The sequence below is a fragment of the Mycobacterium sp. NGS11 genome (genome assembly GCF_059813315.1).
Window position 1 is genome coordinate 17,024 of record NZ_JCALEJ010000004.1, and the last position, 21,700, is coordinate 38,723.

19 protein-coding genes and 1 tRNA gene are annotated in these 21,700 nt (G+C 67.8%); 11 read left to right on the top strand and 9 right to left on the bottom strand.

Features of this window, described 5'->3' with window-relative positions; translation table 11 throughout:
• Positions 1-18: 18 nt before the first annotated feature.
• Entirely contained in the window at positions 19-3,687 is a 3,669-nt protein-coding gene (gene mfd / locus AC5Y4T_RS06875) for a transcription-repair coupling factor (RefSeq protein ID WP_499952508.1), read from the bottom strand.
• A 130-nt stretch (positions 3,688-3,817) separates the two neighbouring features.
• Here mfd and lysA point away from each other — a divergent pair, with 130 nt between their 5' ends.
• A complete protein-coding gene (gene lysA / locus AC5Y4T_RS06880) occupies positions 3,818-5,158 on the top strand; it encodes a diaminopimelate decarboxylase (RefSeq protein WP_499952509.1) in 1,341 nt (446 codons plus the stop codon).
• 9 nt (positions 5,159-5,167) lie between these two features.
• On the opposite strand, the gene AC5Y4T_RS06885 is transcribed toward lysA, so the two are convergent.
• A complete protein-coding gene (locus AC5Y4T_RS06885; protein ID WP_156656103.1) occupies positions 5,168-5,761 on the bottom strand; it encodes a TetR/AcrR family transcriptional regulator in 594 nt (197 codons plus the stop codon).
• 170 nt (positions 5,762-5,931) lie between these two features.
• On the opposite strand from AC5Y4T_RS06885, the gene AC5Y4T_RS06890 reads away from it, so the two are divergent.
• From AC5Y4T_RS06890 to pth, 8 genes are all read left to right on the top strand, one after another.
• A tRNA-Gln gene (locus AC5Y4T_RS06890) sits at positions 5,932-6,003 on the top strand.
• A gap of 120 nt (positions 6,004-6,123) precedes the next feature.
• Positions 6,124-7,617 carry a bifunctional UDP-N-acetylglucosamine diphosphorylase/glucosamine-1-phosphate N-acetyltransferase GlmU gene (gene glmU / locus AC5Y4T_RS06895; RefSeq protein ID WP_499952510.1) on the top strand — a complete coding sequence of 498 codons (1,494 nt, stop codon included), beginning with the start codon at positions 6,124-6,126 and terminating at the stop codon, positions 7,615-7,617.
• A 94-nt stretch (positions 7,618-7,711) separates the two neighbouring features.
• Positions 7,712-8,692: a ribose-phosphate diphosphokinase gene (locus AC5Y4T_RS06900; RefSeq protein ID WP_499918417.1), complete on the top strand. Its 981-nt coding sequence runs from the start codon at positions 7,712-7,714 to the stop codon at positions 8,690-8,692.
• Positions 8,693-9,037 carry an arsenate reductase (glutaredoxin) gene (arsC, locus tag AC5Y4T_RS06905; RefSeq protein ID WP_499952511.1) on the top strand — a complete coding sequence of 115 codons (345 nt, stop codon included), beginning with the start codon at positions 8,693-8,695 and terminating at the stop codon, positions 9,035-9,037. It begins immediately after the preceding gene.
• Positions 9,034-9,693 (top strand): LpqN/LpqT family lipoprotein, encoded by a 660-nt coding sequence (locus AC5Y4T_RS06910; RefSeq protein WP_499952512.1) that lies wholly within the window; start codon positions 9,034-9,036, stop codon positions 9,691-9,693. The genes arsC and AC5Y4T_RS06910 overlap by 4 nt, the downstream gene beginning before the upstream one ends.
• 128 nt (positions 9,694-9,821) lie before the next feature.
• Positions 9,822-10,691, top strand: coding sequence for an oxidoreductase (locus AC5Y4T_RS06915; RefSeq protein WP_499952513.1), 870 nt, complete (start codon positions 9,822-9,824; stop codon positions 10,689-10,691).
• Positions 10,692-10,991: 300 nt separating this feature from the next.
• Complete coding sequence (locus AC5Y4T_RS06920) at positions 10,992-11,660, top strand: 50S ribosomal protein L25/general stress protein Ctc (protein WP_499952514.1); 669 nt, start codon at positions 10,992-10,994, stop codon at positions 11,658-11,660.
• 12 nt (positions 11,661-11,672) lie between these two features.
• Positions 11,673-12,248, top strand: coding sequence for an aminoacyl-tRNA hydrolase (gene pth / locus AC5Y4T_RS06925; RefSeq protein ID WP_499918422.1), 576 nt, complete (start codon positions 11,673-11,675; stop codon positions 12,246-12,248).
• A gap of 16 nt (positions 12,249-12,264) precedes the next feature.
• Here the strand turns inward: pth and AC5Y4T_RS06930 are convergent, their stop codons facing one another.
• The 5 genes from AC5Y4T_RS06930 to AC5Y4T_RS06950 all read right to left on the bottom strand — a co-directional run bounded on the left by AC5Y4T_RS06930 (position 12,265) and on the right by AC5Y4T_RS06950 (position 18,173).
• On the bottom strand, positions 12,265-13,899 hold the full coding sequence (locus tag AC5Y4T_RS06930; protein WP_499918423.1) for a fatty acyl-AMP ligase: 1,635 nt from the start codon (positions 13,897-13,899) through the stop codon (positions 12,265-12,267).
• A 224-nt stretch (positions 13,900-14,123) separates the two neighbouring features.
• On the bottom strand, positions 14,124-15,080 hold the full coding sequence (locus tag AC5Y4T_RS06935; protein WP_499952515.1) for a 4-(cytidine 5'-diphospho)-2-C-methyl-D-erythritol kinase: 957 nt from the start codon (positions 15,078-15,080) through the stop codon (positions 14,124-14,126).
• A gap of 59 nt (positions 15,081-15,139) precedes the next feature.
• Positions 15,140-16,081, bottom strand: a complete 942-nt coding sequence (gene rsmA / locus AC5Y4T_RS06940; protein ID WP_499952516.1) for a 16S rRNA (adenine(1518)-N(6)/adenine(1519)-N(6))-dimethyltransferase RsmA — start codon at positions 16,079-16,081, stop codon at positions 15,140-15,142.
• On the bottom strand, positions 16,045-17,172 hold the full coding sequence (locus tag AC5Y4T_RS06945) for a resuscitation-promoting factor (protein WP_499952517.1): 1,128 nt from the start codon (positions 17,170-17,172) through the stop codon (positions 16,045-16,047). Before AC5Y4T_RS06945 ends, rsmA begins: the two co-directional genes overlap by 37 nt.
• Before the next feature lie 158 nt (positions 17,173-17,330).
• A complete protein-coding gene (locus AC5Y4T_RS06950) occupies positions 17,331-18,173 on the bottom strand; it encodes a TatD family hydrolase (RefSeq protein ID WP_499952518.1) in 843 nt (280 codons plus the stop codon).
• A 33-nt stretch (positions 18,174-18,206) separates the two neighbouring features.
• On the opposite strand from AC5Y4T_RS06950, the gene metG reads away from it, so the two are divergent.
• Together metG and AC5Y4T_RS06960 are read left to right on the top strand one after the other, a co-directional pair.
• The gene (gene metG / locus AC5Y4T_RS06955) at positions 18,207-19,763 is read left to right on the top strand and encodes a methionine--tRNA ligase (RefSeq protein ID WP_499952519.1); all 1,557 of its coding nucleotides are present in this window, start codon (positions 18,207-18,209) and stop codon (positions 19,761-19,763) included.
• 115 nt (positions 19,764-19,878) lie between these two features.
• Positions 19,879-20,283, top strand: a complete 405-nt coding sequence (locus tag AC5Y4T_RS06960; RefSeq protein ID WP_499952520.1) for a PAS domain S-box protein — start codon at positions 19,879-19,881, stop codon at positions 20,281-20,283.
• On the opposite strand, the gene AC5Y4T_RS06965 is transcribed toward AC5Y4T_RS06960, so the two are convergent.
• Positions 20,276-20,986 carry a TetR family transcriptional regulator gene (locus AC5Y4T_RS06965; protein WP_499952522.1) on the bottom strand — a complete coding sequence of 237 codons (711 nt, stop codon included), beginning with the start codon at positions 20,984-20,986 and terminating at the stop codon, positions 20,276-20,278. The genes AC5Y4T_RS06960 and AC5Y4T_RS06965 overlap by 8 nt on opposite strands.
• Before the next feature lie 15 nt (positions 20,987-21,001).
• A complete protein-coding gene (locus AC5Y4T_RS06970) occupies positions 21,002-21,682 on the bottom strand; it encodes a TetR family transcriptional regulator (protein WP_499952523.1) in 681 nt (226 codons plus the stop codon).
• Positions 21,683-21,700: the final 18 nt, after the last annotated feature.

A 21,700-nucleotide genomic window follows, 5' to 3' on the forward strand; every position in this document is an offset into this window, starting at 1 on the left:
CATCGTCGCTGGCGCGGATCATCGCGCCTGTCGCTCCTCACTTGCCATCGATGCAGGCAGCTCACTCGTTATACCAATATCTGTCTGCGGTTTACCCTGCAGTGCCGTCACCAGGTTGGCCACCATCTGCACCAGCTCGACATCGCGCAGACGCGGCGCGCCGACCCCGCCGGCCCGCGGGATGGGAACCTGCACCGTCGACGTCGTGGCCCGATAGCTCGCCGCCGGATACATCCGCTTGAGTCGCACCTGAGCGGAATCCGGCAACGTCATCGGCGACAGGCGCACGGTCGACGCCGACGCCGCGGACACCTCGGTGATGCCGGCGGCGCGGCACAGCAGCCGCAGGCGCGCCACCGCCACCAGCCGAAGGGCCGGCTCGGGTAGCGCCCCGTACCGGTCGACGAGTTCCTCGACCACCGCGTCGATCTCGCCGTCGGAGGCCGCCGCGGCCAGCCGCCGGTACCCCTCCAGGCGCAGCCGGTCACTGGCGATGTAGTCCGGCGGCAGGTGCGCATCGACGGGCAGGTCGATGCGCACGTCCTTGGGCTCCTCGGTGGTGGTGACGGTCTGGCCGTCGGCGGCCGCCCGGTAGGCCTCCACCGCCTCGCCCACCAATCGGACGTACAGGTCGAAGCCGACCCCGGCGACGTGTCCGGACTGCTCGACCCCCAAGACGTTGCCGGCGCCGCGGATTTCGAGGTCCTTCATCGCGACGGCCATGCCCGCGCCCAACTCGTTGTTCTGCGCGATGGTGGCCAGCCGGTCGTAGGCCGTCTCGGTCAGCGGCGAGTGCGGCGGATAAAGGAAGTAGGCGTAGCCACGCTCTCGGCTGCGGCCGACCCGGCCGCGCAGCTGGTGCAGCTGCGAGAGACCGAAGGTGTCGGCGCGCTCGACGATCAGCGTGTTGGCGTTGGAGATGTCCAGCCCGGTTTCCACGATCGTGGTGCACACCAGGATGTCGTATTCGCGGTTCCAGAACCCCTGCACCGTGCGCTCGAGCCGTTCTTCGGGCATCTGCCCGTGCGCGACGACGACGCGCGCCTCGGGCACCAGCTCCCGGATCCGGGCGGCCGTCCGGTCGATCGAGCTGACCCGATTGTGCACGTAGAAGACCTGCCCGTCGCGGAGTAGCTCGCGCCGCAGGGCGGCCGCGACCTGCTTGTCGTCCTGCGGCCCGACGTAGGTCAGCACCGGATACCGCTCTTCGGGCGGCGTCAGGATCGTCGACATCTCGCGGATCCCGGCCAGGCTCATCTCCAGCGTTCGCGGGATGGGAGTGGCGCTCATGGTCAGCACGTCGACGTGGGTGCGCAGGCTCTTGATGTGCTCCTTGTGCTCGACGCCGAACCGCTGCTCCTCGTCGACCACGACCAGCCCGAGGTCCTTCCAGCGCACGCCGGTCTGCAGCAGCCGGTGCGTGCCGATCACCACGTCCACCGATCCGTCGGCCAGGCCCTCGATCACCGCCTTGGATTCGGCCGCATCGGTGAACCGGGACAGGCCCTTCACGGTCACCGGGAATCCGGTCATCCGGTCGCTGAAGGTCTGCAGATGCTGGTCGGCCAGCAGGGTGGTGGGCACCAGCACGGCCACCTGCTTTCCGTCCTGGACCGCCTTGAACGCCGCCCGCACCGCGATCTCGGTCTTGCCGTAGCCGACGTCGCCGCAGATCACCCGGTCCATCGGGATCGGCTTTTCCATGTCGCCCTTGACCTCGGTGATCGCGGTCAGCTGGTCAACCGTCTCGGTGTAGCCGAACGCGTCCTCCATCTCGGCCTGCCAGGGGGTGTCCGGACCGAACGCGTGCCCGGGGCTGGCCTGCCGCTTGGCGTACAGCGACACCAGCTCACCGGCGATCTCGCGCACCGCGCGGCGGGCCTTGGTCTTGGTGTTGGTCCAGTCGCTGCCGCCCAGCTTGCTCAGCGCGGGCGCCTGCCCGCCGACGTACCGCGACAGCTGGTCCAGCGAATCCATCGGCACATACAGCTTGTCCGAGCCGCCACCCCTCTTGCTCGAGGCGTATTCGAGCACCAGGTACTCGCGGCGCGCGCCGCCGACGGTGCGCTCGACCATCTCCACGAACCGGCCGATGCCGTGCTGGTCGTGCACCACCAGATCACCGGCCGTGAGCGCCAACGGGTCAACGGTGTTGCGCCGCTTGGCCGCCAGGCGCTTGCCCTCGACGGCGGCCACCCGGCTGCCGGTCAGGTCGGTCTCGGTGATCACCACCAACCTGGCGCCGGGGATGATGACGCCGTCGTGCAGCGGGCCCTTGAGCACCCCGACCACGCCGGCCTTGGGGGCGGCGCCCGATTCGAGCATGGCGGCGGGGGTGTCGCATTCGGCCAGCCGTTCCACCACGCGATGCGCGGTGCCGGCGCCGGGTGCAACGACGGCGGCGTAGCCGCCCGTGCTGACGTGCGCGCGCAGCATCGCGAAGATGCCGTCGATGTCGTGCTGGTGCCCGCGCGCCGACGGCGCCGACCGGATGTCCAGCTCAACGGCCGACTCGTCGGACAGCTGGCTCAGCGTCCACCACGGATGCCCGCCACGGGCCGCCGCGGCTCGCACGTCATCGAGTTCGGCGAAACCCGATCCGCCGAACTGCGTCACGTCGACGGGGGCGTCGGTGCCCAGCGCGGCCACCGACCACGACGCTTCGAGGAATTCGCTGCCGGTCTTGATCAGGTCGGCGGCCCGGGTGCGGACCTTCTCCGGATCGCACAGCAAGACCGGTGTCCGCTGGGCCAATTGGTCGGTGAGCAGCACGTGTTCGCCGGGCCGAAGCACCGGCAACAGCGCCTCCATGCCGTCGACCGCGATGCCCTCGGCGATCTTGGCCAGCATGTCGGTGACGCTGCCGGTGATGGCGGGCTCGGTGGTGCGGTGCCGCGCGGCCAGCTCGGCGGCGCGCTCACGCACCTCATCGGTGAGCAGCAGTTCGCGGCAGGCCACCGCGATCAGGGTGTCGACCTCTAGCTCCGGGATCGAGCGCTGATCGGCGACCGAGAACATGCGCATCTCGCTGACCTCGTCGCCCCAGAACTCGATGCGCACCGGGTGCTCGGCGGTCGGCGGGAAGACGTCGAGAATGCCTCCGCGCACGGCGAATTCGCCGCGCCGGCCGACCATGTCCACCCGGGTGTAGGCCAGCTCGGCGAGCCGGGTGATCACGCTCTCGAATTCGATTTCCGCGCCGACGCTCAACGTGACCGGCTCCACCAGGCCCAGCTGCGGCGTCATCGGCTGCAGCAACGAGCGCACCGCGGTCACCACGACCCGCAAAGGGGGCCCGGATGGGCGCCCGTCAGGACCGAGGCCGGGATGGGCCAGCCGGCGCAACACCGTCAACCGGGCGCCGACGGTGTCGACGCCGGGCGAAAGTCGTTCGTGGGGCAGGGTTTCCCACGACGGAAAGACCGCGACGGCGTCGCCGAAGACGCCGCGCAGTTCAGCGGTCAGGTCGTCGGCTTCGCGCCCGGTCGCGGTGACTACCAGCAGAGGACCCAACCGCGCCAGCGCACTAGCGACGAATAGCCGTGCGCTGGCTGGACCCACCAGGTGTAATTCGGCCGGCGAAGCGGCCGCGCTGTCGATCAGCTGCTGGAAGGTCGGCGCGGTGAGCGCCAATTCAACGAGCCCCGCGATCGGGGTTTCTGGGCGAGCAGCCCCCGGTGCGGTCATGATGAATTCCATTCTAGGGGCCCTCGGTGGCCGGGCCGGACACACCGAACCTCGTCAATATCGAGCTCTCCGGCGTCAAGGGATCGTAAGGAAGGCACCACCGGGTTACCCGCGGACGCACGTTGAATTCATGACATTGCTGGACATTCTGCCGTCTCTCGGTCAGGCGGCTTCCCCGCGTTTCGATCCCGCGATCTGGCCCATCACCGCGCACCCCGACGAGGCGGGCAGGCTGTGCGTCGGCGGTGTACCACTGACCGATATCGCCGACGAGTTTCACACCCCGGCCTACGTCATCGACGAAACCGACTTCCGGCATCGCGCCCGCCGCTACCGCAAGGCGCTGCGCGGCGTTGAGGTGGTGTACGCCGGGAAGTCGCTGCTGAGCACCGCGGTGGCCCGCTGGGCCCGCGACGAAGGCCTCGGGCTCGACGTCTGCTCCAGCGGCGAGCTGGCCGTCGCCCTTGCGGGCGGAGTGGACCCCGCGCGCATCGTCATGCACGGCAACGCGAAATCGCCCGAAGAGCTGCGCGAAGCGGTGCGGGTCGGGGTGGGACGCATCGTGCTGGATTCGGGCATGGAAATCGCCTACCTCGCCGGGCTGGCACAGCGCCGCCAGCGGGTGCTCATTCGGGTGACCCCGGACATCGACATCCACGGCCACCGGGCGGTCACCACCGGCATCAGCGACCAGAAGTTCGGGTTCACGCTGCATGGCGACCGCGCCGACGTCGCGGCCCAGCGGGTGCTCGCGCACCCGATACTCGACCTGGTCGGCCTGCATTGCCATATCGGCTCCCAGGTCACCGACGCCGACCTGTACGGCGAAGCGATCCGCCGGATGATCGCGGCGATGGCCGACACCCGGACCAGGCACGGCGTCATCCTCACCGAGCTCAACATCGGCGGCGGCCACGCCATCCCCTATCTGGCCGGCGACCGCGAGCTCAACCTCGAACAGTTGGCCGACGTCATCGAGAACGCACTCGACGAAGCCTGCGCCGCCGAACATTTCCCGCGGCCCCAGATGGTGGCGGAGCCGGGGCGGGCCATCTGCGGCCGGGCCGGCGTGACGCTGTACCGGGTGTGCTCGATCAAAACCCAGCCGGGTGGACGCACCTTCGTCGCGGTGGACGGCGGCATGAGCGACAACCCGCGGGTGTCGCTGTACGGCGCGCGATACACGGCCGCGCTGGCCAACCGGCATGCGCTGGGGCCCAAGCACCGGGTCACCGTCGTCGGCCGGCACTGCGAGGCGGGCGACGAGATCGCCCGCGACATCGAGCTGCCCGCGGACCTGCACCCCGGCGACCTGTTGGCCGTGGCCTGCACCGGCGCCTACCACCACAGCATGGCGTCGAACTACAACATGGTCGGCCGCCCGGCGCTGGTGGCGGTCAAGGACGGGCACGTCCGCGAACTGGTTCGCCGGGAGACCGTCGCCGACCTGCTGGCCCGCGACTGCGGTTAGCCCGCGCGGCTACTCGTCCTGCAGCCGGGGGTCGGCCTCCAGGTGGGTCAGCCCGTTCCACATCAGGTTGACCAGGTGGGCGGCCACCACTTCCTTCTTGGGTTCGCGCGTATCGAGCCACCACTGGGCCGTCATCGACACCGAGCCGACGAGGGCCTGGGCGTACAGCGGCGCCAGCCCGGGATCCAGGCCACGGCGGGAAAAATCGCCGGCCAGGATGGAGCTGACCTGGTTCACGGCGTCATTGAGCAGGCTGGAGTAGGTGCCCGAGCTGATCGCGGCCGGTGAGTCGCGGATCATGATCCGGAAGCCGTCGGTGCGCTGTTCGACGTAGGTGAGCAGCGCCAGTGCGACGCGCTCGACGCGTACCCGCGACCGGTTGTTGGTCAGCGACGAGGTGATGCCGTCCAGCAGCGCGGACATCTCGCGGTCGACGACGACCGCGTAGAGGCCTTCCTTGCCGCCGAAGTGCTCGTAGACCACCGGTTTGGACACGTTGGCGCGCAGCGCGATCTCCTCGATCGAGGTGCCTTCGTATCCGCGTTCGGCGAACAGCGTGCGCGCGATGCCGACGAGCTGCTGGCGGCGCTCGGTGCCGGTCATCCGGGCGCGCGGCGCCCGCACTTCCTTCTCCACCTTGTCCGGGTCACGATCGAGCACGGCCACGTCAATCAGCGTATCGGTGAACAGCCGACAAGCGGCCCGCATCGTCGTCAGACTAAAGTCTTCTTGGCGCCGTCGGTATAAAACCGCCGCTCGCCAGTGGTTAGCGATCCGTCGTGGTGTAATCGGCAGCACCTCTGATTTTGGTTCAGATAGTTCAGGTTCGAGTCCTGGCGACGGAGCTCGATTGCTGATTGCGATATCCCATCGTTTTTTGCCTTCACCGCAGCTGAAGTGACACGCTTGACGGCGTGTCGGCGCTTGAAGCGCGCAGCCCGCGCGAACCAACGCAAGGAGGGTTGATGTCGTCTCCTGGTGATACCGCGGTCCTGGTGCTGGCGGCCGGGCCCGGCACCCGGATGCGCTCGGACACCCCGAAAGTCCTGCACACCATCGGTGGGCGCAGCATGCTGTCCCATCTTTTGCACGCGATCACCAAGGTGGCTCCCCAGCACCTGGCCGTCGTCCTAGGCCATGATCACGAGCGGATCGCCCCGCTGGTGGCCGACTGGGCCGACGCCCTGGGGCGCGCCATCGATGTGGCGCTGCAAGAGCGCCCCCGCGGCACCGGCGACGCCGTGCTGTGCGGCCTGTCCGCGCTGCCCCCCGACTACGCCGGGGTCGTCGTCGTCACCTCGGGCGACACCCCGCTGCTGGACGCCGACACCCTGGCCGACCTGATCGCCACCCACAGCGCGGCGCCGGCCGCGGTCACCGTGCTGACCACCACGGTGAGCGACCCCAGCGGCTACGGCCGCATCCTGCGCACCCAGGACAACGAGGTGATGGCGATCGTGGAACACGCCGACGCCACGCCCTCGCAACGCGAGATCCGTGAGGTCAACGCCGGCGTCTACGCCTTCGACACCGCGGCGCTGCGCTCCGCGCTGAATCGGTTGAGCTCCAACAACGCTCAGCAGGAGCTCTACCTGACCGACGTCATCGCCATTTTGCGCGGCGACGGCCTGGCCATCCACGCCCGCCACGTCGACGACAGCGCGCTGGTGGCCGGCGTCAACAACCGCGTCCAACTGGCGCAGCTGGGTGCCGAACTGAACCGCCGCATCATCGCGGCCCATCAGATGGCCGGCGTCACCATCGTCGACCCGACCACCACCTGGATCGACGTCGACGTCAGCATCGGGCGCGACACCGTCATCCAGCCGGGGACGCAGCTGCTCGGCCGCACTCAGGTCGGGAGCCACTGCGTCGTCGGGCCGGACACCACCCTGACCGACGTCAGCGTCGGCGACGGCGCCTCGGTGGTGCGCACTCACGGCACCGCGTCGTCGATCGGCGCCGGCGCGACCGTCGGGCCGTTCACCTATCTGCGACCCGGCACGATGCTGGGCGACGACGGCAAGCTCGGCGCGTTCGTCGAGACCAAGAACGCCACCATCGGCACCGGCTCGAAAGTGCCGCACCTGACCTACGTCGGGGACGCGGACATCGGCGAACACAGCAACATCGGCGCGTCCAGCGTGTTCGTCAACTACGACGGCGAATCCAAGCGGCGGACCACCATCGGCTCGCACGTGCGCACCGGCTCGGACACCATGTTCGTCGCGCCGGTGACCGTCGGCGACGGCGCCTACACCGGGGCGGGCACGGTGGTGCGCAACGACGTCCCGCCCGGAACGCTCGCCGTATCCGCCGGTCCACAACGCAACATCGAAGGATGGGTGCGCCGCAAGCGCCCGGGCAGTGCGGCCGCGCAGGCCGCCGAGGCCGCCGAGAAAGCCGCCGGTCAGAGCGTCACGGCCGGCCCAGCGCCAGAAGCCGAACCGACACCGTGAATTTGCTAGCTGGCAACCCGGCCATCGTTCCGTACCATTCGCTTCGTACGATGGGGCCTTCCATCCCCCACCCCGATTTGGCGAGGGCAGTGCGTTGAGCCACGACTGGACCGATAACCGCAAAAACTTGATGCTCTTCTCCGGCCGCGCGCATCCGGAGTTGGCCGAGCAGGTGGCCAAGGAGCTCGACGTCCACGTCACCGCACAGACCGCGCGGGAGTTCGCCAACGGCGAGATCTTCGTGCGGTTCCACGAATCGGTGCGCGGGTGTGACGCCTTCGTTCTGCAGTCGGCCCCGGACCCGGTCAACAACTGGCTGATGGAACAACTGATCATGATCGACGCCCTCAAGCGGGGCAGCGCCAAGCGGATCACCGCGGTCATGCCGTTCTACCCCTATGCCCGGCAGGACAAGAAGCACCGCGGCCGCGAGCCGATCTCGGCCCGGCTGGTCGCCGACCTGCTCAAGACCGCCGGCGCGGACCGGATCGTCACCGTGGACCTGCACACCGACCAGATCCAGGGCTTCTTCGACGGGCCCGTCGATCACATGCGCGGGCAGAACCTGCTGACCGGCTACATCCGCGACAACTACCCCGACGGCAACATGGTGGTCGTCTCGCCCGACTCCGGCCGGGTGCGCATCGCCGAGAAATGGGCCGACGCGCTGGGCGGCGTCCCGCTGGCCTTCATCCACAAGACCCGCGACCCGCGGGTGCCCAACCAGGTGGTGTCCAACCGCGTCGTCGGTGAGGTGCAGGGGCGGACCTGCGTCCTGATCGACGACATGATCGACACGGGCGGCACCATCGCCGGCGCCGTCAAGTTGCTGCGCGACGAGGGCGCCGGCGACGTGATCATCGCGGCCACCCACGGCGTGCTGTCCGATCCGGCGGCCGAGCGGCTTGCCGCCTGCGGCGCCCGGGAAGTGATCGTGACGAACACCCTGCCGATCGGTGAGGAGAAGCGCTTCCCCCAGCTGACGGTCCTGTCCATCGCGCCGCTGCTGGCCAGCACCATCCGCGCCGTCTTCGAAAACGGTTCGGTCACCGGGCTGTTCGACGGAGACGCCTAGATGGCCGATTCCGTCATCTATCACAACCCCAAATGCAGCACCTCGCGCAAGACGCTGGATTTATTGCGGGACAACGGCATTGAGCCTACCGTCGTCCAATACCTGAAAACCCCGCCGTCGCGCAGCGAGCTGGCGAAGATGATCCGCGACGCCGGCATCGACGTGCGCGCTGCGGTGCGCAAGCGGGAAGCCCTCTACGAGGAGCTCGATCTCGCGGACGCGAACGATGACCGCTTGCTCGACGCCATGGTCGAACACCCCATCCTCATCGAACGACCCTTCGTCGTCACGCCGAAGGGCACTCGGCTGGCCCGCCCGATCGACGCGGTCCGCGAGATTCTGTGAATCGGCTCGGCCGCCTCGTGGCCGCTGCCGCGACGGTCGCGGCGGCTTTCTTCGCCGCCGCCTGCGCACCGAAATCGCCTGACTACCAATCGATCCTGTCCAACACCCCCACCACCACGACCACCAAGCCGGCGGAGAAGCCGGTTCCGCTGTCGCAGTATCTGCAAAGCATCGGGGTGACCGGAGAGCCGGTGGCGCCGGGATCGCTGCCCGACCTGACGGTGTCGATACCCACACCGCCGGGCTGGTCGCCGTTCACCAGCCCGAACATCAGCCCGCAGACGCTGATCATCTCGCAGGGCGGCAAGTTTCCGACGGCGAGGCTGGTCGTGTTCAAGCTCAACGGCGACTTCGACGCCGCCCAGGTCATCAAGCACGGCAACGACGATGCCCAACTGTTCGAGAACTTCAAGCAGCTGGACGCCTCGGGCGCGCCCTATAACGGCTTCCCCTCGTCGATGATCCAGGGCAGCTACGACCTCGACGCTGGTATGCGGCTGCACAGCTGGAACCGGATCGTCATCGCGACCGGATCACCGCCCGCGCGCCAGCGTTATCTTGTGCAGTTGACCATCACCGGCTTCGCCAATCAGGCCGCCGCGCAGGCGAGCGACATCGACACGATCATTCACGGGTTTGTCGTCGCGGCGAAGTGATTGGCGATACGGCGCTGATCTCACCGAAATTGCCGTCACGGTCGTAATCGACAATCAAACACAGCCCTGACGGCAATCTCGGCGGCCGTGCCGCGGCGCGGCGCGCTCCGCGATTAGTGTTATCACGCATGACTGGCTGGACCGCCGCTGATCTCCCGTCGTTCGCCGAACGAACCGTCGTCATCACCGGCGCCAACAGCGGGCTGGGCGCCGTGACCGCCCGCGAGCTGGCGCGACGAGGGGCCACGATCATCATGGCCGTCCGCGACATCCGCAGAGGCGAGACCGCGGCCCGGCGGATGGCCGGTCAGGTCGAGGTGCGGGAGCTCGACCTGCAGGACCTGTCGTCGGTGCGGCGATTCGCCGACGGGGTGGGCCAGGCCGACGTCCTGATCAACAACGCCGGCATCATGGCCGCCCCCTTCGGCCTGACGGTCGACGGCTTCGAGACCCAGATCGGCACCAATCACCTCGGCCATTTCGCGCTAACGAACTTACTGCTGCCCAAGCTGACCGATCGGGTGGTGACAGTGTCGTCGATGGCGCACTGGCCCGGAACCATCAACCTCGACGACCTGAACTGGCAGAACCGGCGCTACTCGCCGTGGCTGGCCTACAGCCAGTCCAAGCTCGCCAACCTGCTGTTCACCAGCGAGCTGCAGCGCCGCCTGACCGCCGCCGGTTCCCCGCTGCGCGCGCTCGCCGCCCACCCCGGCTATTCGCACACGAACCTGCAGGGCGCCTCCGGCCGCAAGCTGGGTGACACGTTGATGTCGGCCGTCACCCGGGTGGTCGCGACGGACGCCGATTTCGGCGCCCGGCAAACCCTGTACGCGGCGTCCCAGGATCTGCCCGGCGACACCTTCGTGGGCCCGCGATTCGGTCAGATCGGCCGCACGCAACCGGTCGCGCGCAGCCGGCGTGCCCGGGACACGGCCACCGCGTCGGCGCTGTGGTCGCTGTCCGAGCAGCTCACGAAGACCCCCTTTCCCCTCTGAGCACGTGTCACATGAGTCCCTCGCCGGCCGATAGACGTTTTGCCCGCCTTCGAGCGACAACCCAGGTCGACCGCACCACGGCCGCACACGACCGCAAAAGCAACATGCCCCCGGCGTGTGACGGGTGTGACAAGACCGCGACCGGCCACGAAATTTCCCCTGTGAGGTGCGGATGCGCTAACCTGGCCGGGCGTCACGGCGAGGGTGGCTGGCTGGCCAGCACCGTTATCGACGGAGACCGACGAATCGTCGCGACCCCGGCCGTGCCCCGAACACAGGCGAGCACACAGGAGCGACAAGATGGCCAAGCAAGCACTCAACCAGCTCAAGGTCGCGGTCCGCGGCGAGACCGGCAAGGGTGCGTCGCGGCGGGCCCGCCGCGACGGCAAGATCCCGGCCGTCCTCTACGGCCACGGCTCCGCCCCGCAGCACCTGGAACTGCCCGGCCATGACTTCGCGGCGGTGCTCCGGCACGCCGGCACCAACGCGGTGCTGACCCTCGACATCGAGGGCAAGGAGCAGCTGGCGCTCACCAAGTCGCTCGACATCCACCCCATTCGCCGCACCATTCAGCACGCCGACCTGCTGGTCGTGCGTCGAGGCGAGAAGGTCGTCGTCGAGGTCCGCGTCGTCATCGAGGGCGACGCCGTGCCCGGCACCCTGGTGACGCAGGACGCCAGCGCCATCGAGATCGAGGCCGACGCCCTGTCGATTCCCGAGCAGTTGACGGTGTCGGTTGAGGGCGCCGAGCCCGGCACCCAGTTCTCCGCCGGACAGATCGTCCTGCCCAACGGTGTCAACCTGATCTCCGACCCGGAGACGCTGGTGGTCAACGTCGTCACCGCGCCGACGGAGGAGGAGCTCGCCGAAGAGGGCGCCGGCGAGGTCACCGAGGAAGCCGCTGCGGCCGAAGGCGAGGAAGCGGGCGAGACCGGCGAAGAAGAGGCCGCCGCAGCCGAGTCCGAGTAGGCGGATCACAACGTGGCCGAGCCGTTGCTGGTCGTCGGCCTGGGCAATCCCGGAGACAACTACGCCCGGACCCGACACAACGTCGGCTTCATGGTCGCCGACCTGCTCGCGGCGCGGATGGGTTCGAAGTTCAAGGCGCACAAGCGTTCCGGTGCCGAGATCGTCAGCGGCCGCCTCGCCGGGCATTCGGTGATCGTGGCCAAGCCGCGCTGCTACATGAACGAATCCGGCCGTCAGGTCGGCCCTTTGGCGAAGTTCTATTCGGTGACACCGGGCGACATCATCGTCATACACGACGATCTCGACTTGGACTTCGGCCGTATCCGGCTCAAGATCGGGGGCGGCGAAGGTGGCCACAACGGTCTGCGTTCGGTCGGGAACGCTCTGGGCAGCAAGGACTTTCAGCGGGTTCGCATCGGGATCGGCCGTCCGCCCGGACGCAAGGATCCGGCGGTGTTCGTGCTGGAGAACTTCGGCGCCGCTGAGCGCCCCGAGGTCCCCACCATTTGCGAGCAGGCCGCGGATGCCACCGAGTTGTTGATCGAACTGGGGCTAGAGCCCGCGCAGAACCGCGTCCACGCCTGGTAGCCGCCGCGTAACCGGACTAGGTGACCAGGTCGAGCGACGTGGATCGGCGCAACTTGCCCGACGGCGTCTTCGGGATGGTGCCCGGGCCGAGCACCACCACGTTGCGCGGCCGGACGTCGACCTCGGCCACCACCTCGCGGGCGACCCGGTGCTCGATGCGGCGCACCTCGGCCTGGTCCTGGTAGGCGTTGGACTCCACGGCCACCGCGAACGTCTCGCGGGAATGGCCGGCGTCCAGGCGCACGGCGACCGCGCAGCCCGGCCGCACACCCTCGACGCGGCAAGCGGCGCGCTCGATGTCGGTGGGATAGATGTTGCGGCCCGCCATGATGATGACGTCCTTGACGCGGCCGCACACCACCACGTGGCCTTCCTCGGTCAGGTAGCCGAGGTCACCGGTGTCGTACCAGCCGTGCTCGTCCTGGGCCGAGATGAACCCGCCCATGGTGAGGTAGCCGGGCGTCAGCGACTCGCCGCGCAGCTCGATGACTCCGACCCCGCGCGCCGGCATCACCTCGCCGTTCTCGTCGATGATGCGCGCCTCGAGGTCCTTCAGCAGCGGGCCGAGCGTGGCCAGCCGGCGGGTGTTGCCCTTGGTGGCGGGCACGGCCCGGCGCAGGGCGGCCAGCAGGTCGGCGTCGACCTCGTCGACCACCAGACCGGCGTTGCACTCCGAGAAGGACACGGCCAGCGTGGTCTCGGCCATGCCGTAGGCCGGCAGGATCGCCGACGGCCGCAGGCCGAACGGCTTGCCCGCGTCGAGCAGGTCCTCGACGTCGGCGGGCTCGACGGGCTCGGCGCCGGACAGCGCGAACCGCAGGGTCGACAGGTCGAAGTCGCCGGGCTTGGCCTGCCGGCGCAGCCGCTTGGCCAGCAGCGCGTAGGCGAAGTTGGGCGCCGCGGTCATGGTGCCCTTGTACTTGTCGATGAGCTTGGCCCACAGCAGCGTGTCCCGCAGGAAGTCCATCGGGGTGACCTTGACCAGCTCGGCACCGAAGTACATCGGGATGGTGAGGAATCCGACCATGCCCATGTCGTGGAAGCAGGGCAGCCAGCTGACCATGACGTCCTTGTCGACGTCGTACTGGGCGCCGATGAACATCGCCTCGGCGTTGGAGTAGATGTTGCGGTGGGTGATCTGCACCGCTTTGGGCGATCCGGTGGATCCCGACGTCAGCTGCATCAGCGCGAGCGCGTCCTCGCCGACCTCGACGGGGTCGACCGGTTCCGCCGCGAGCAGATCGGCAACGGTGACGACGTGAATGCCCTTCTCCTCGAGGACCGGGATGGCCACCAGGAAGGGCTCCGAGACGACGACGGCCTTCGCCTCGATCATGCCGATGACGTTCATGGTGTCCTCGGCCCACACGGCCAGGTCCGTGCGTGGCGTGGGCTGGTGCAGCATGGTGAGGCTCGCGCCGCGCATCCACAGGCCCTGCGCCGTCGGCGCAATCTCCACCGGGTAACCGGCGAGCACGCCGACCGCGTCGCCGGGCCCGATGCCCGCGGCGGCCAGGCCACCCGCGATACGGCGCGCGCGTTCGTGGACCTCGCCCCAGGTGTGACGGACCGGTTCGTGGGGTTCACCGGTGACCATGCCCGTCGTCGCGGACCGGGCATTGCGGTACATCTTCTCGGTAAACCTGCTCACAAATCCTCCTCGGTTGCAGCCCTCGTACCAACGCCCCGGATTTCATGGTCCGCCCGCTGGGTAGCGCTTCGCCGCAAGCACGCCAACACAGTTGAGCGGCGGTTAGGTCTCGGATCGATGATGCCTCCGCATCCGCCGCGATCCGGCAGCGCTTCCGGTCACCGCGCCTCATCTTAAACTCCTCTTAGGGAGGCGCCAAACCAACGCACACGTTGGGAAGAAATTCACACTTCGGTGGGTGTAGGCACCACGCGCGCGCCCACCACCGGCCCACTGGCCACCCGCACCGTGCGGCAGACACCCGCGCCGGACACCTCGGTCCCGATGTCGACCGCGGCGGCCGCCGACGAGCACAGGAAGGCGCACGTCGGGCCCGAACCGGACACGATGCCCGCCAGCGCCCCGGCCTGGACACCGGCGCGCAACGTCCGCCGCAGGGCGGGGTGCAGGCTCACCGCGGCCGCCTGCATCTCATTGCCCAGCAGCGGCGCCAACTGCTCGGCGTCGCCGGCGGCCAGGGCGGCCAGCACCGGCCCGGGAGCGGGCAACCGGGGCGGATCTCCCGCCTCGCGCAGCCGGTCCAGCTCGGCGAACACGGCCGGCGTCAGCAGCTCACTGTCGGCGAACGCCAGCACCCAGTGGAAGGTGTTGCGGGACAACACGGTCGCTAACTCCTCGCCGCGGCCGGTGCCCAGCGCGGTTCCGCCGTGCAGCGCGAACGGCACGTCACTGCCCAAGCGAGCGGCCAGCATGCGCAGATCGCGGCGGGGCACGTTCAGCTCCCACAGCGAGTTCATCGCGACCAGCACTGCCGCAGCGTCGGCGCTGCCACCGGCCATACCGCCGGCCACCGGAATGGTCTTGTCGATCATGATCGACACATCCGGCGCCCGGCCGACGTGTTCGGCCATCAGCTCGGCGGCCTGCCAGGCAAGGTTGCGTTCGTCGGTGGGCAGCGTCTCGGCGCCCTCGCCGACGATCTCTAACGAGAGCACATCGGCGTTGCGGACCGTCACCTCGTCGAGCAGCGAGACGGCCTGAAAGATCGTGTTCAGCTCGTGATAGCCGTCCTCGCGGCGGTCACCGACCGCCAGGTAGAGGTTGACTTTTCCGGGCACCCGAACCGTGACCGAGCCGGTGGGAACCCACTGCGCGGCGGTGTTGCCATCAGACGCTGACACCGCAGCAGACTATCGCTGCAACCGGCAGATCACACGCAACGGCGCCCCGGCGGCCGCCGTCAGCCCGCGGACGCCCCCTGCTCGGCGGTCGCTGCTGTGCCAGGGGGCCGATCGGCGGACCGCTGCCGCAACCGGACGAAGTCGTCGATGGAAAGGGTCTCACCGCGGCGGGCGGGGTCGATGCTGGCGGCCAGCAGCCGATCCGCCGACTCGTTGCCCGAGCCGGCCCAGCCCACGAACGCATTACGGCATGTCTTGCGCCGCTGCCCGAACGCGATGTCGACCAGTTCGAACACCTGGCGGCGGAAGGCTTCGTCGGTGGGCCACGGCGAGGTCGCGTACCGGTCGATGCGAACCAGGCCGGAGTAGACGCGGGGAATCGGCCAGAAGACGGTCGGCGACACCATGCCGCAACGACGAACCCCACCGAAGAAGCGCACCTTGACGCTGGGCACGCCGTATTCCTTGCCACCCGGCTCGGCGGCCAGCCGCTCGGCGACCTCGGCCTGCACCATGACGGTCACGGTGCGAATGGACTCGAACTCGGCGAGCAGGTGCAACAGCGCCGGAACGGCGACGTTGTAGGGCAGATTCGCCACCACCGCGGTCGGCGGGACGGCGAGCTCGTCGCGGCGCAGGGTCAAGACATCGCGATTGACCACCGTAAGGCGCTGGCTTTCGCTGTTGGAGTGCTCGGTAACGGTTTGCGGCAGCCGTTCGGCCAGTACCGGATCGACTTCGACGGCGGTGACGGAGGAGCCGCGGTCGAGCAATGCCAGGGTCAGCGACCCCAGCCCGGGCCCGACTTCCAGGACATGGTCAGACCGGCCCACCCCGGAGGTCGAAACGATCCGGCGCACCGTATTCGCGTCGTGAACGAAGTTTTGGCCGAGGGATTTCCGTGGCCGAAATTCAAGTTCTTTCGCCAGCCGCCTGATCTCGGAACGCCCGAGCAGCCGAACGGTCAGCGTGCACCAGCTCTTCCGCTGCACACTGGCCACGCGCCCCAACCCTGGCGCTCACGGGTCACCTCGGCAACGGTGATCTGCTCTTCACGGGTGGCGAGGTCGGCGCGAGAGGCGAACCGCAAACCGCCGTTGCGCTCCCAGGTGCCTTGGTCGAACTGCACACCGCCGTAATACCCGTTTCCGGTGTTGATCGCCCAGTTTCCGCCCGCCTCGCAGCTCGCGATCGCATCCCAGACGGAACCGTCGCTGACCGGAGGCACCTCGGTGCCGGGTTTGGTGCCGATGCGCACCACCGAGTCGCGGGCGGGCATGATCACCGTGTTGGCGATCGGCAGCCGGCCCGTCTCGACGCCGTTGACGGTGGCCACCGAGAAGGTGACGTCTTGGGTGCCCGGGCTGCCCGGATCCTCGACGACCTGGCGGCTCATGTTCATGCCCGGATCTTCGATGCGACGGGCGGTGGGCGGCAGCGGGATTCGCTCGGTGACCTGCTGGATCCGGTTACGGGTGACCTGGACTTCCATCCCGTCGACGATCGGCATGCTCGCGGGGGGCGTCACCTGGTCGCTGTCCAGCAGCGGTGCGCCCGCGGCGCTCAACAGGCCGGCGACGTTGGGCGCCGCCAGGTGCACATTGCGGATAGCGCCGGCGTCGTTGATGCGGACGGTCTTCGCGCTGACCACGGGCAGCGCCATTCCGGCCAGCGGAACGCGGCTGCCGCGGTTGGCCGCGGCCGGCGCGGTGTCGGTCATCGAAAGCTGGGCCAGCGCCTCGTCGACTGTGGATGCGGTGGTCCACACCTGCTTGGTGTCGCGGCCGTCCAACGAGATCTGCAGTGGGCGGCTGCGCCGCAACACGATCTTGCCGGCGTCGTGGACCGCGACATCACCGGCGGGATACAAGTCGTCGCGTTCGTCGATGGCAAAGCCGTTCTCTTCAACGACGTCGATCACCCGCGACTTCATGGTGGTCACCTGCATGGCGACCCCGTCGACGGTCAGCGTCACCGTCTTGCACACCGAGACCGCGTATCCACCCGCGAATGCCAGGACTACCAGCAGCCCTCCGACCACGAGCCGCAACATCGGCGAAGGATTCTGATGCAGTTTTGTCAATACACTCAACGCGCGCTACCCAACCCTCAACGACCAACTCATTCAGCAGCAAGTCACAAATTAAGGGCCCGTAGGCCCTACCGTTCGATCACAAGACGGTAACGAACCGGTCAAGGTTGGGCAACTCCAACGCGGCGACTTTAAACCAAAGCGCCTGGTCGTTTACCTCACACTGTGACCAATCCGTACACCCGCGCAGCATTGCGAGTTGTCATCTCGGCCAGCTCTTCCGGGCGACGACCGACCAGTTCGGCGATCGCCCGAACAGTATAAGGAAGGCAATAGGGCTCGTTCGCAGTCCCCCGATAGGGGTGCGGCGTCAGGAATGGCGCGTCGGTCTCCACCAGCAGCTGCCCCGGCGGGATCAACGGGATGGCTTCGCGCAGGGCGTGCGCGTTGCGGAAGCTCGCGGTACCGGAGAGGCTCAGCAGCCACCCGGCGTCCACGCAGCGGCGGGCCATGGCGACGTCAGACGAAAAGCAGTGAAAGATCACGGCGTCCGGGGCGCCCTCGGCCGCCAGCACGTCGAGGACCTCGGCGTCGGCGTCGCGGTTGTGGATCATCAGCGGCTTGCCACATCGCTTCGCCAGGTCGATGTGCCAGGCGAACGCCTCGCGCTGCACGGCCGGCTCGGCGCAGCCGTCCAGACGGCCGGGCCAATACAAGTCCAGGCCGGTTTCGCCGACCGCCACCACCCTGGTATGGGCCACCAGTCGCTCGATTTCGGCTCGGGCGGCGTCGTCGAGCGCGTCGGCGCGGGTCGGGTGCAAGGCCACCGCAGCGTAGACCCGCGGGTCCCACTCGGCGGCGCGCGTGACCCAGCGCGCCGAATCGAGGTCGTCGGCGATGGTGACGACCGCCCGCACCCCTACCGCCGCCGCGCGGTCCACGATCGCCCGCACGCCCTCGGCGTCGGCGGCGCCGCACGCATCCAGGTGGGTGTGCGCGTCGACGAGTGGGCTCAACGGCTCGGGGGCCGGGGGCGGCTGGCGTTTGGAGCTCACGCGCACACAATAAGGTGCCCCCAAATAAGGTTGAGGGCGATGAGGCCCTATTACGTCACCACCGCGATCACCTATCCGAACGGCGATCCACACATCGGGCATGCGTACGAGTACATCGCGACCGACGCGATCGCCCGGTTCAAGCGGCTCGACGGGTTCGATGTGCGGTTTCTGACCGGCACCGACGAACACGGCCTCAAGATGGTCGAAACGGCGGCGGCCGAGGGCATCCCGACGGCCGAGCTGGCCCGGCGCAACTCCGATGTGTTCCAGCGGCTGCAGGAGCGGTTGAACATCTCCTTCGACCGCTTCATCCGCACCACCGATCCGGACCACCACGAGGCGTCCAAGGAGATCTGGCGTCGGATGGCGGCGGCCGGTGACATCTACCTGGACACCTACTCGGGGTGGTACTCGGTGCGCGACGAGCGGTTCTTCGTTGAATCGGAGACCAAACTCCTCGACGACGGCACCCGGCTTGCCGTGGAGACCGGCGCCCCGGTGACGTGGACCGAGGAGCAGACCTACTTCTTTCGGCTCTCGGCGTACACCGACAGACTGCTGGCCCACTACGAGGCGCACCCCGAGTTCATCGGACCCGACGTGCGGCGCAACGAGGTGGTCAGCTTCGTCTCGGGCGGCCTGCGCGATCTGTCCATCTCGCGCACTTCGTTCGACTGGGGCGTGCAGGTGCCCGAGCATCCCGACCACGTCATGTACGTCTGGGTCGACGCGCTGACCAACTACCTGACCGGGGTCGGCTACCCGGACACCGAATCCGAGCGGTTCCGGCGCTACTGGCCGGCCGACCTGCACATGATCGGCAAGGACATCATCCGATTCCACACTGTGTACTGGCCGGCGTTTTTGATGTCGGCCGGAATCGAGCTTCCGCGTAGGGTTTTCGCGCACGGCTTCCTGCTCAACAAGGGCGAGAAGATGAGCAAGTCGGTGGGCAACGTCGTCGACCCGATCAACCTGGTGGACACGTTCGGCGTGGATCAGGTGCGGTATTTCCTGTTGCGGGAAGTTCCCTTCGGGCAGGACGGCAGCTTCAGCGAAGACGCCGTCGTCACCCGGATCAATTCCGACCTGGCCAACGAGTTGGGCAACCTGGCTCAGCGGTCGTTGTCGATGATCGCCAAGAACCTCGACGGGGTCGTTCCCGAACCCGGTGAGCTGGTTGCCGCCGACTCCGAGTTGCTCGCGGCAGCCGACGGTTTGATGGACCGGGTGCGGGCCCACTTCGACTCCCAGGCGATGCATCTGGCCCTGGAGGCGATCTGGCTGATGCTCGGCGAGGCCAACAAGTATTTCTCGGCGCAGCAACCGTGGGTCCTGCGCAAGAGCGAATCCGCGGCCGACCAGCGACGGTTCCGCACGGTCTTGTACGTCACCTGTGAGGCGGTCCGCATCGCCGCGCTGCTGGCCCAGCCGGTCATGCCGGAGTCGGCCGGCAAGCTGCTCGATCTGCTCGGGCAGGAGCGCGACCAGCGAGCGTTCGCCGCCGTCGGCACGCGCCTGGCGCCCGGCACGGCGCTGCCCGCTCCCACGGGCGTGTTTCCCCGCTACCAGCCGGTTTCCGAAGCTGGGTGAGCAGCCGGGAGCAATGGGTCGTCCGCATCGGTGAAAGCGCCGAGCACAGCCTTCAGGGATAGGCCATAATCGGCCGGTGGACCGACGAGACCACCGGCCACCGAGCGAATCGCCGATGGCCGCATTGCAGCGCCTGCCGGCTTTGGTCGCGCTGGAGCAAATCGCGGTTCCCGTGCTGGCGATCGGACATGACGGCAGTGTCCTGTTCGCCAACACCGCCTTTGCCGACATGATGGGCTATCGGCGAGACGAGGCCTTGTCGCTGCGATTCGAACAGGTCTTCCTCCACGCGCAGGAATCGGATTCGGTGTTGGCGACGGTTCATGCGCTAGCGAATACGGTCGTCGAAATGGCGCACAAAGACGGCTCGGTCGTGCGCGCGATGATGAGCAACTCCGCAACCACGCAAGTGGACGACCAGTTCGCGATTGCGGCGTTTCAGGATCTGACCGAACAGCTCTGGGAAGAGGCCACTAGCCTCCGCCGCGGGTCGAGGCAACAACGCGCGGGATCTAGTTGATTTCCGATTCCGTTGCGGCCTCTTCACGGGAAGCCCTGGCCGCGGTGCGGCGTGTTTCTTCGCGGTAGAGGAATTGCTCGAAGTAGGGCAGCGACGCTTTTGAGACAACACCTGGGAGCAGCAAATTCCATATTTGATGCAAGCGTGCGGTGGGATCACCGATGACCTTGCCGACTTTGTCGTGGCTCCATATCGCGTTGGCTACCAATTGCGTTCCGAATATGGCGCCGATGATCGAGGCGCTGAACACGTCGGGGTCGATCTCACTGCGGAGGTCCCCCTCTTTGATAGCGCGCCGCGCCTCGTGTGCCGCCTCCCGAATCAAGTTGGCGTAGAAGCTCGAGGCGGTCGGGTTGAACCCGCCCAAAGCGATGGCCAATTGTGCAGCCGCGCGGGCCATTCTGTCCGAGCTCAACAGCTCAACGACTGTGAATGTGCCGTGCAACAGGTTCTCCAGCCCGGGCGACGACGACCCACCGACGTTGCGGAAAGCCCTGAGAAGTGTGTAGGACCCTTCCTCAATGATGTTCGCCGCCAACGCTTCCTTCGAATCGAAATGATGATAGAGGGCGCCCTTCGTCATTCCCGTCCGCTCGATGATGGTGTTCCATCCAGCGGCGGCGTACCCCACGTCACCGAAAACTTCGATCGCGGCATCGAGAATTTTTCGGCGAGTGGCTTCAGCCCGAACTTGGCGTGCCATGGTGGCAGTCCGCCGTCACTGCTGCTCGTCGGCATCCGCTGAACTGGTGTCGATGGCCAGCGCGGCTCGCCTCTGGAGAAATTGGCGGAAGTACTCGGTGCGGCCCGCTTGCAGAATCCCGGTCAGCAGCAGCAACCAACACTTTTCCAGGTCCAGCAGGAACCGCGCGGGTTCGTCCAGATTGCTGGTTTTTCGCAGCCCGATGTGCAGCGAAACCATCAAGCGGCCGATGTCCTCCGGGTCGCACGATTGGTCGATGTCGCCCTCGCTCTTGGCCTGCTCGGCGACACCGGCCAGGGCGCTGATCCATTGATCTTGCAACTTCTCCTGCAGCCCATCCGCCAGGCCGACCGACTCCATCAGATTCAGCCCCGACCTGACCGCGTCGGTCTTGATGTCCTTGACGGCGATCAGGTACGAGAAGTCGATCAGGGTCTCGAGGCCCGAGCGCCCGCGCGTCATCAGATCGTGCACGTCGTCGGTGCCCGCCTCGGTCAGGCTGTCGATGATCGCGACTGCCAACGCGTGCTTCGACCTGAAATGGAAGTACATCGCGCCTTTGGTGAGTTCGGCCTCACTCAGAATGTCGTCGAGACCTACGGCGTGGTACGGACGGCGCGCGAACTCACGGGATGCGGCCCGCAGGATCTGTTGCCGGGTCGCATCCGCTCGTCCTTCAGTCGAATGAGTCGTCATCGCACTCGCTAGCTCGGG

Coding starts and splice junctions, on each gene's coding strand:
- mfd (WP_499952508.1), bottom strand. CDS start 3,687: ATGACCGCACCGGGGGCTGCTCGCCCAGAAACCCCGATCGCGGGGCTC.
- lysA (WP_499952509.1), top strand. CDS start 3,818: ATGACATTGCTGGACATTCTGCCGTCTCTCGGTCAGGCGGCTTCCCCG.
- AC5Y4T_RS06885 (WP_156656103.1), bottom strand. CDS start 5,761: ATGACCGGCACCGAGCGCCGCCAGCAGCTCGTCGGCATCGCGCGCACG.
- glmU (WP_499952510.1), top strand. CDS start 6,124: ATGTCGTCTCCTGGTGATACCGCGGTCCTGGTGCTGGCGGCCGGGCCC.
- arsC (WP_499952511.1), top strand. CDS start 8,693: ATGGCCGATTCCGTCATCTATCACAACCCCAAATGCAGCACCTCGCGC.
- AC5Y4T_RS06915 (WP_499952513.1), top strand. CDS start 9,822: ATGACTGGCTGGACCGCCGCTGATCTCCCGTCGTTCGCCGAACGAACC.
- AC5Y4T_RS06920 (WP_499952514.1), top strand. CDS start 10,992: ATGGCCAAGCAAGCACTCAACCAGCTCAAGGTCGCGGTCCGCGGCGAG.
- metG (WP_499952519.1), top strand. CDS start 18,207: ATGAGGCCCTATTACGTCACCACCGCGATCACCTATCCGAACGGCGAT.
- AC5Y4T_RS06960 (WP_499952520.1), top strand. CDS start 19,879: ATGGCCGCATTGCAGCGCCTGCCGGCTTTGGTCGCGCTGGAGCAAATC.
- AC5Y4T_RS06965 (WP_499952522.1), bottom strand. CDS start 20,986: ATGGCACGCCAAGTTCGGGCTGAAGCCACTCGCCGAAAAATTCTCGAT.
- AC5Y4T_RS06970 (WP_499952523.1), bottom strand. CDS start 21,682: ATGACGACTCATTCGACTGAAGGACGAGCGGATGCGACCCGGCAACAG.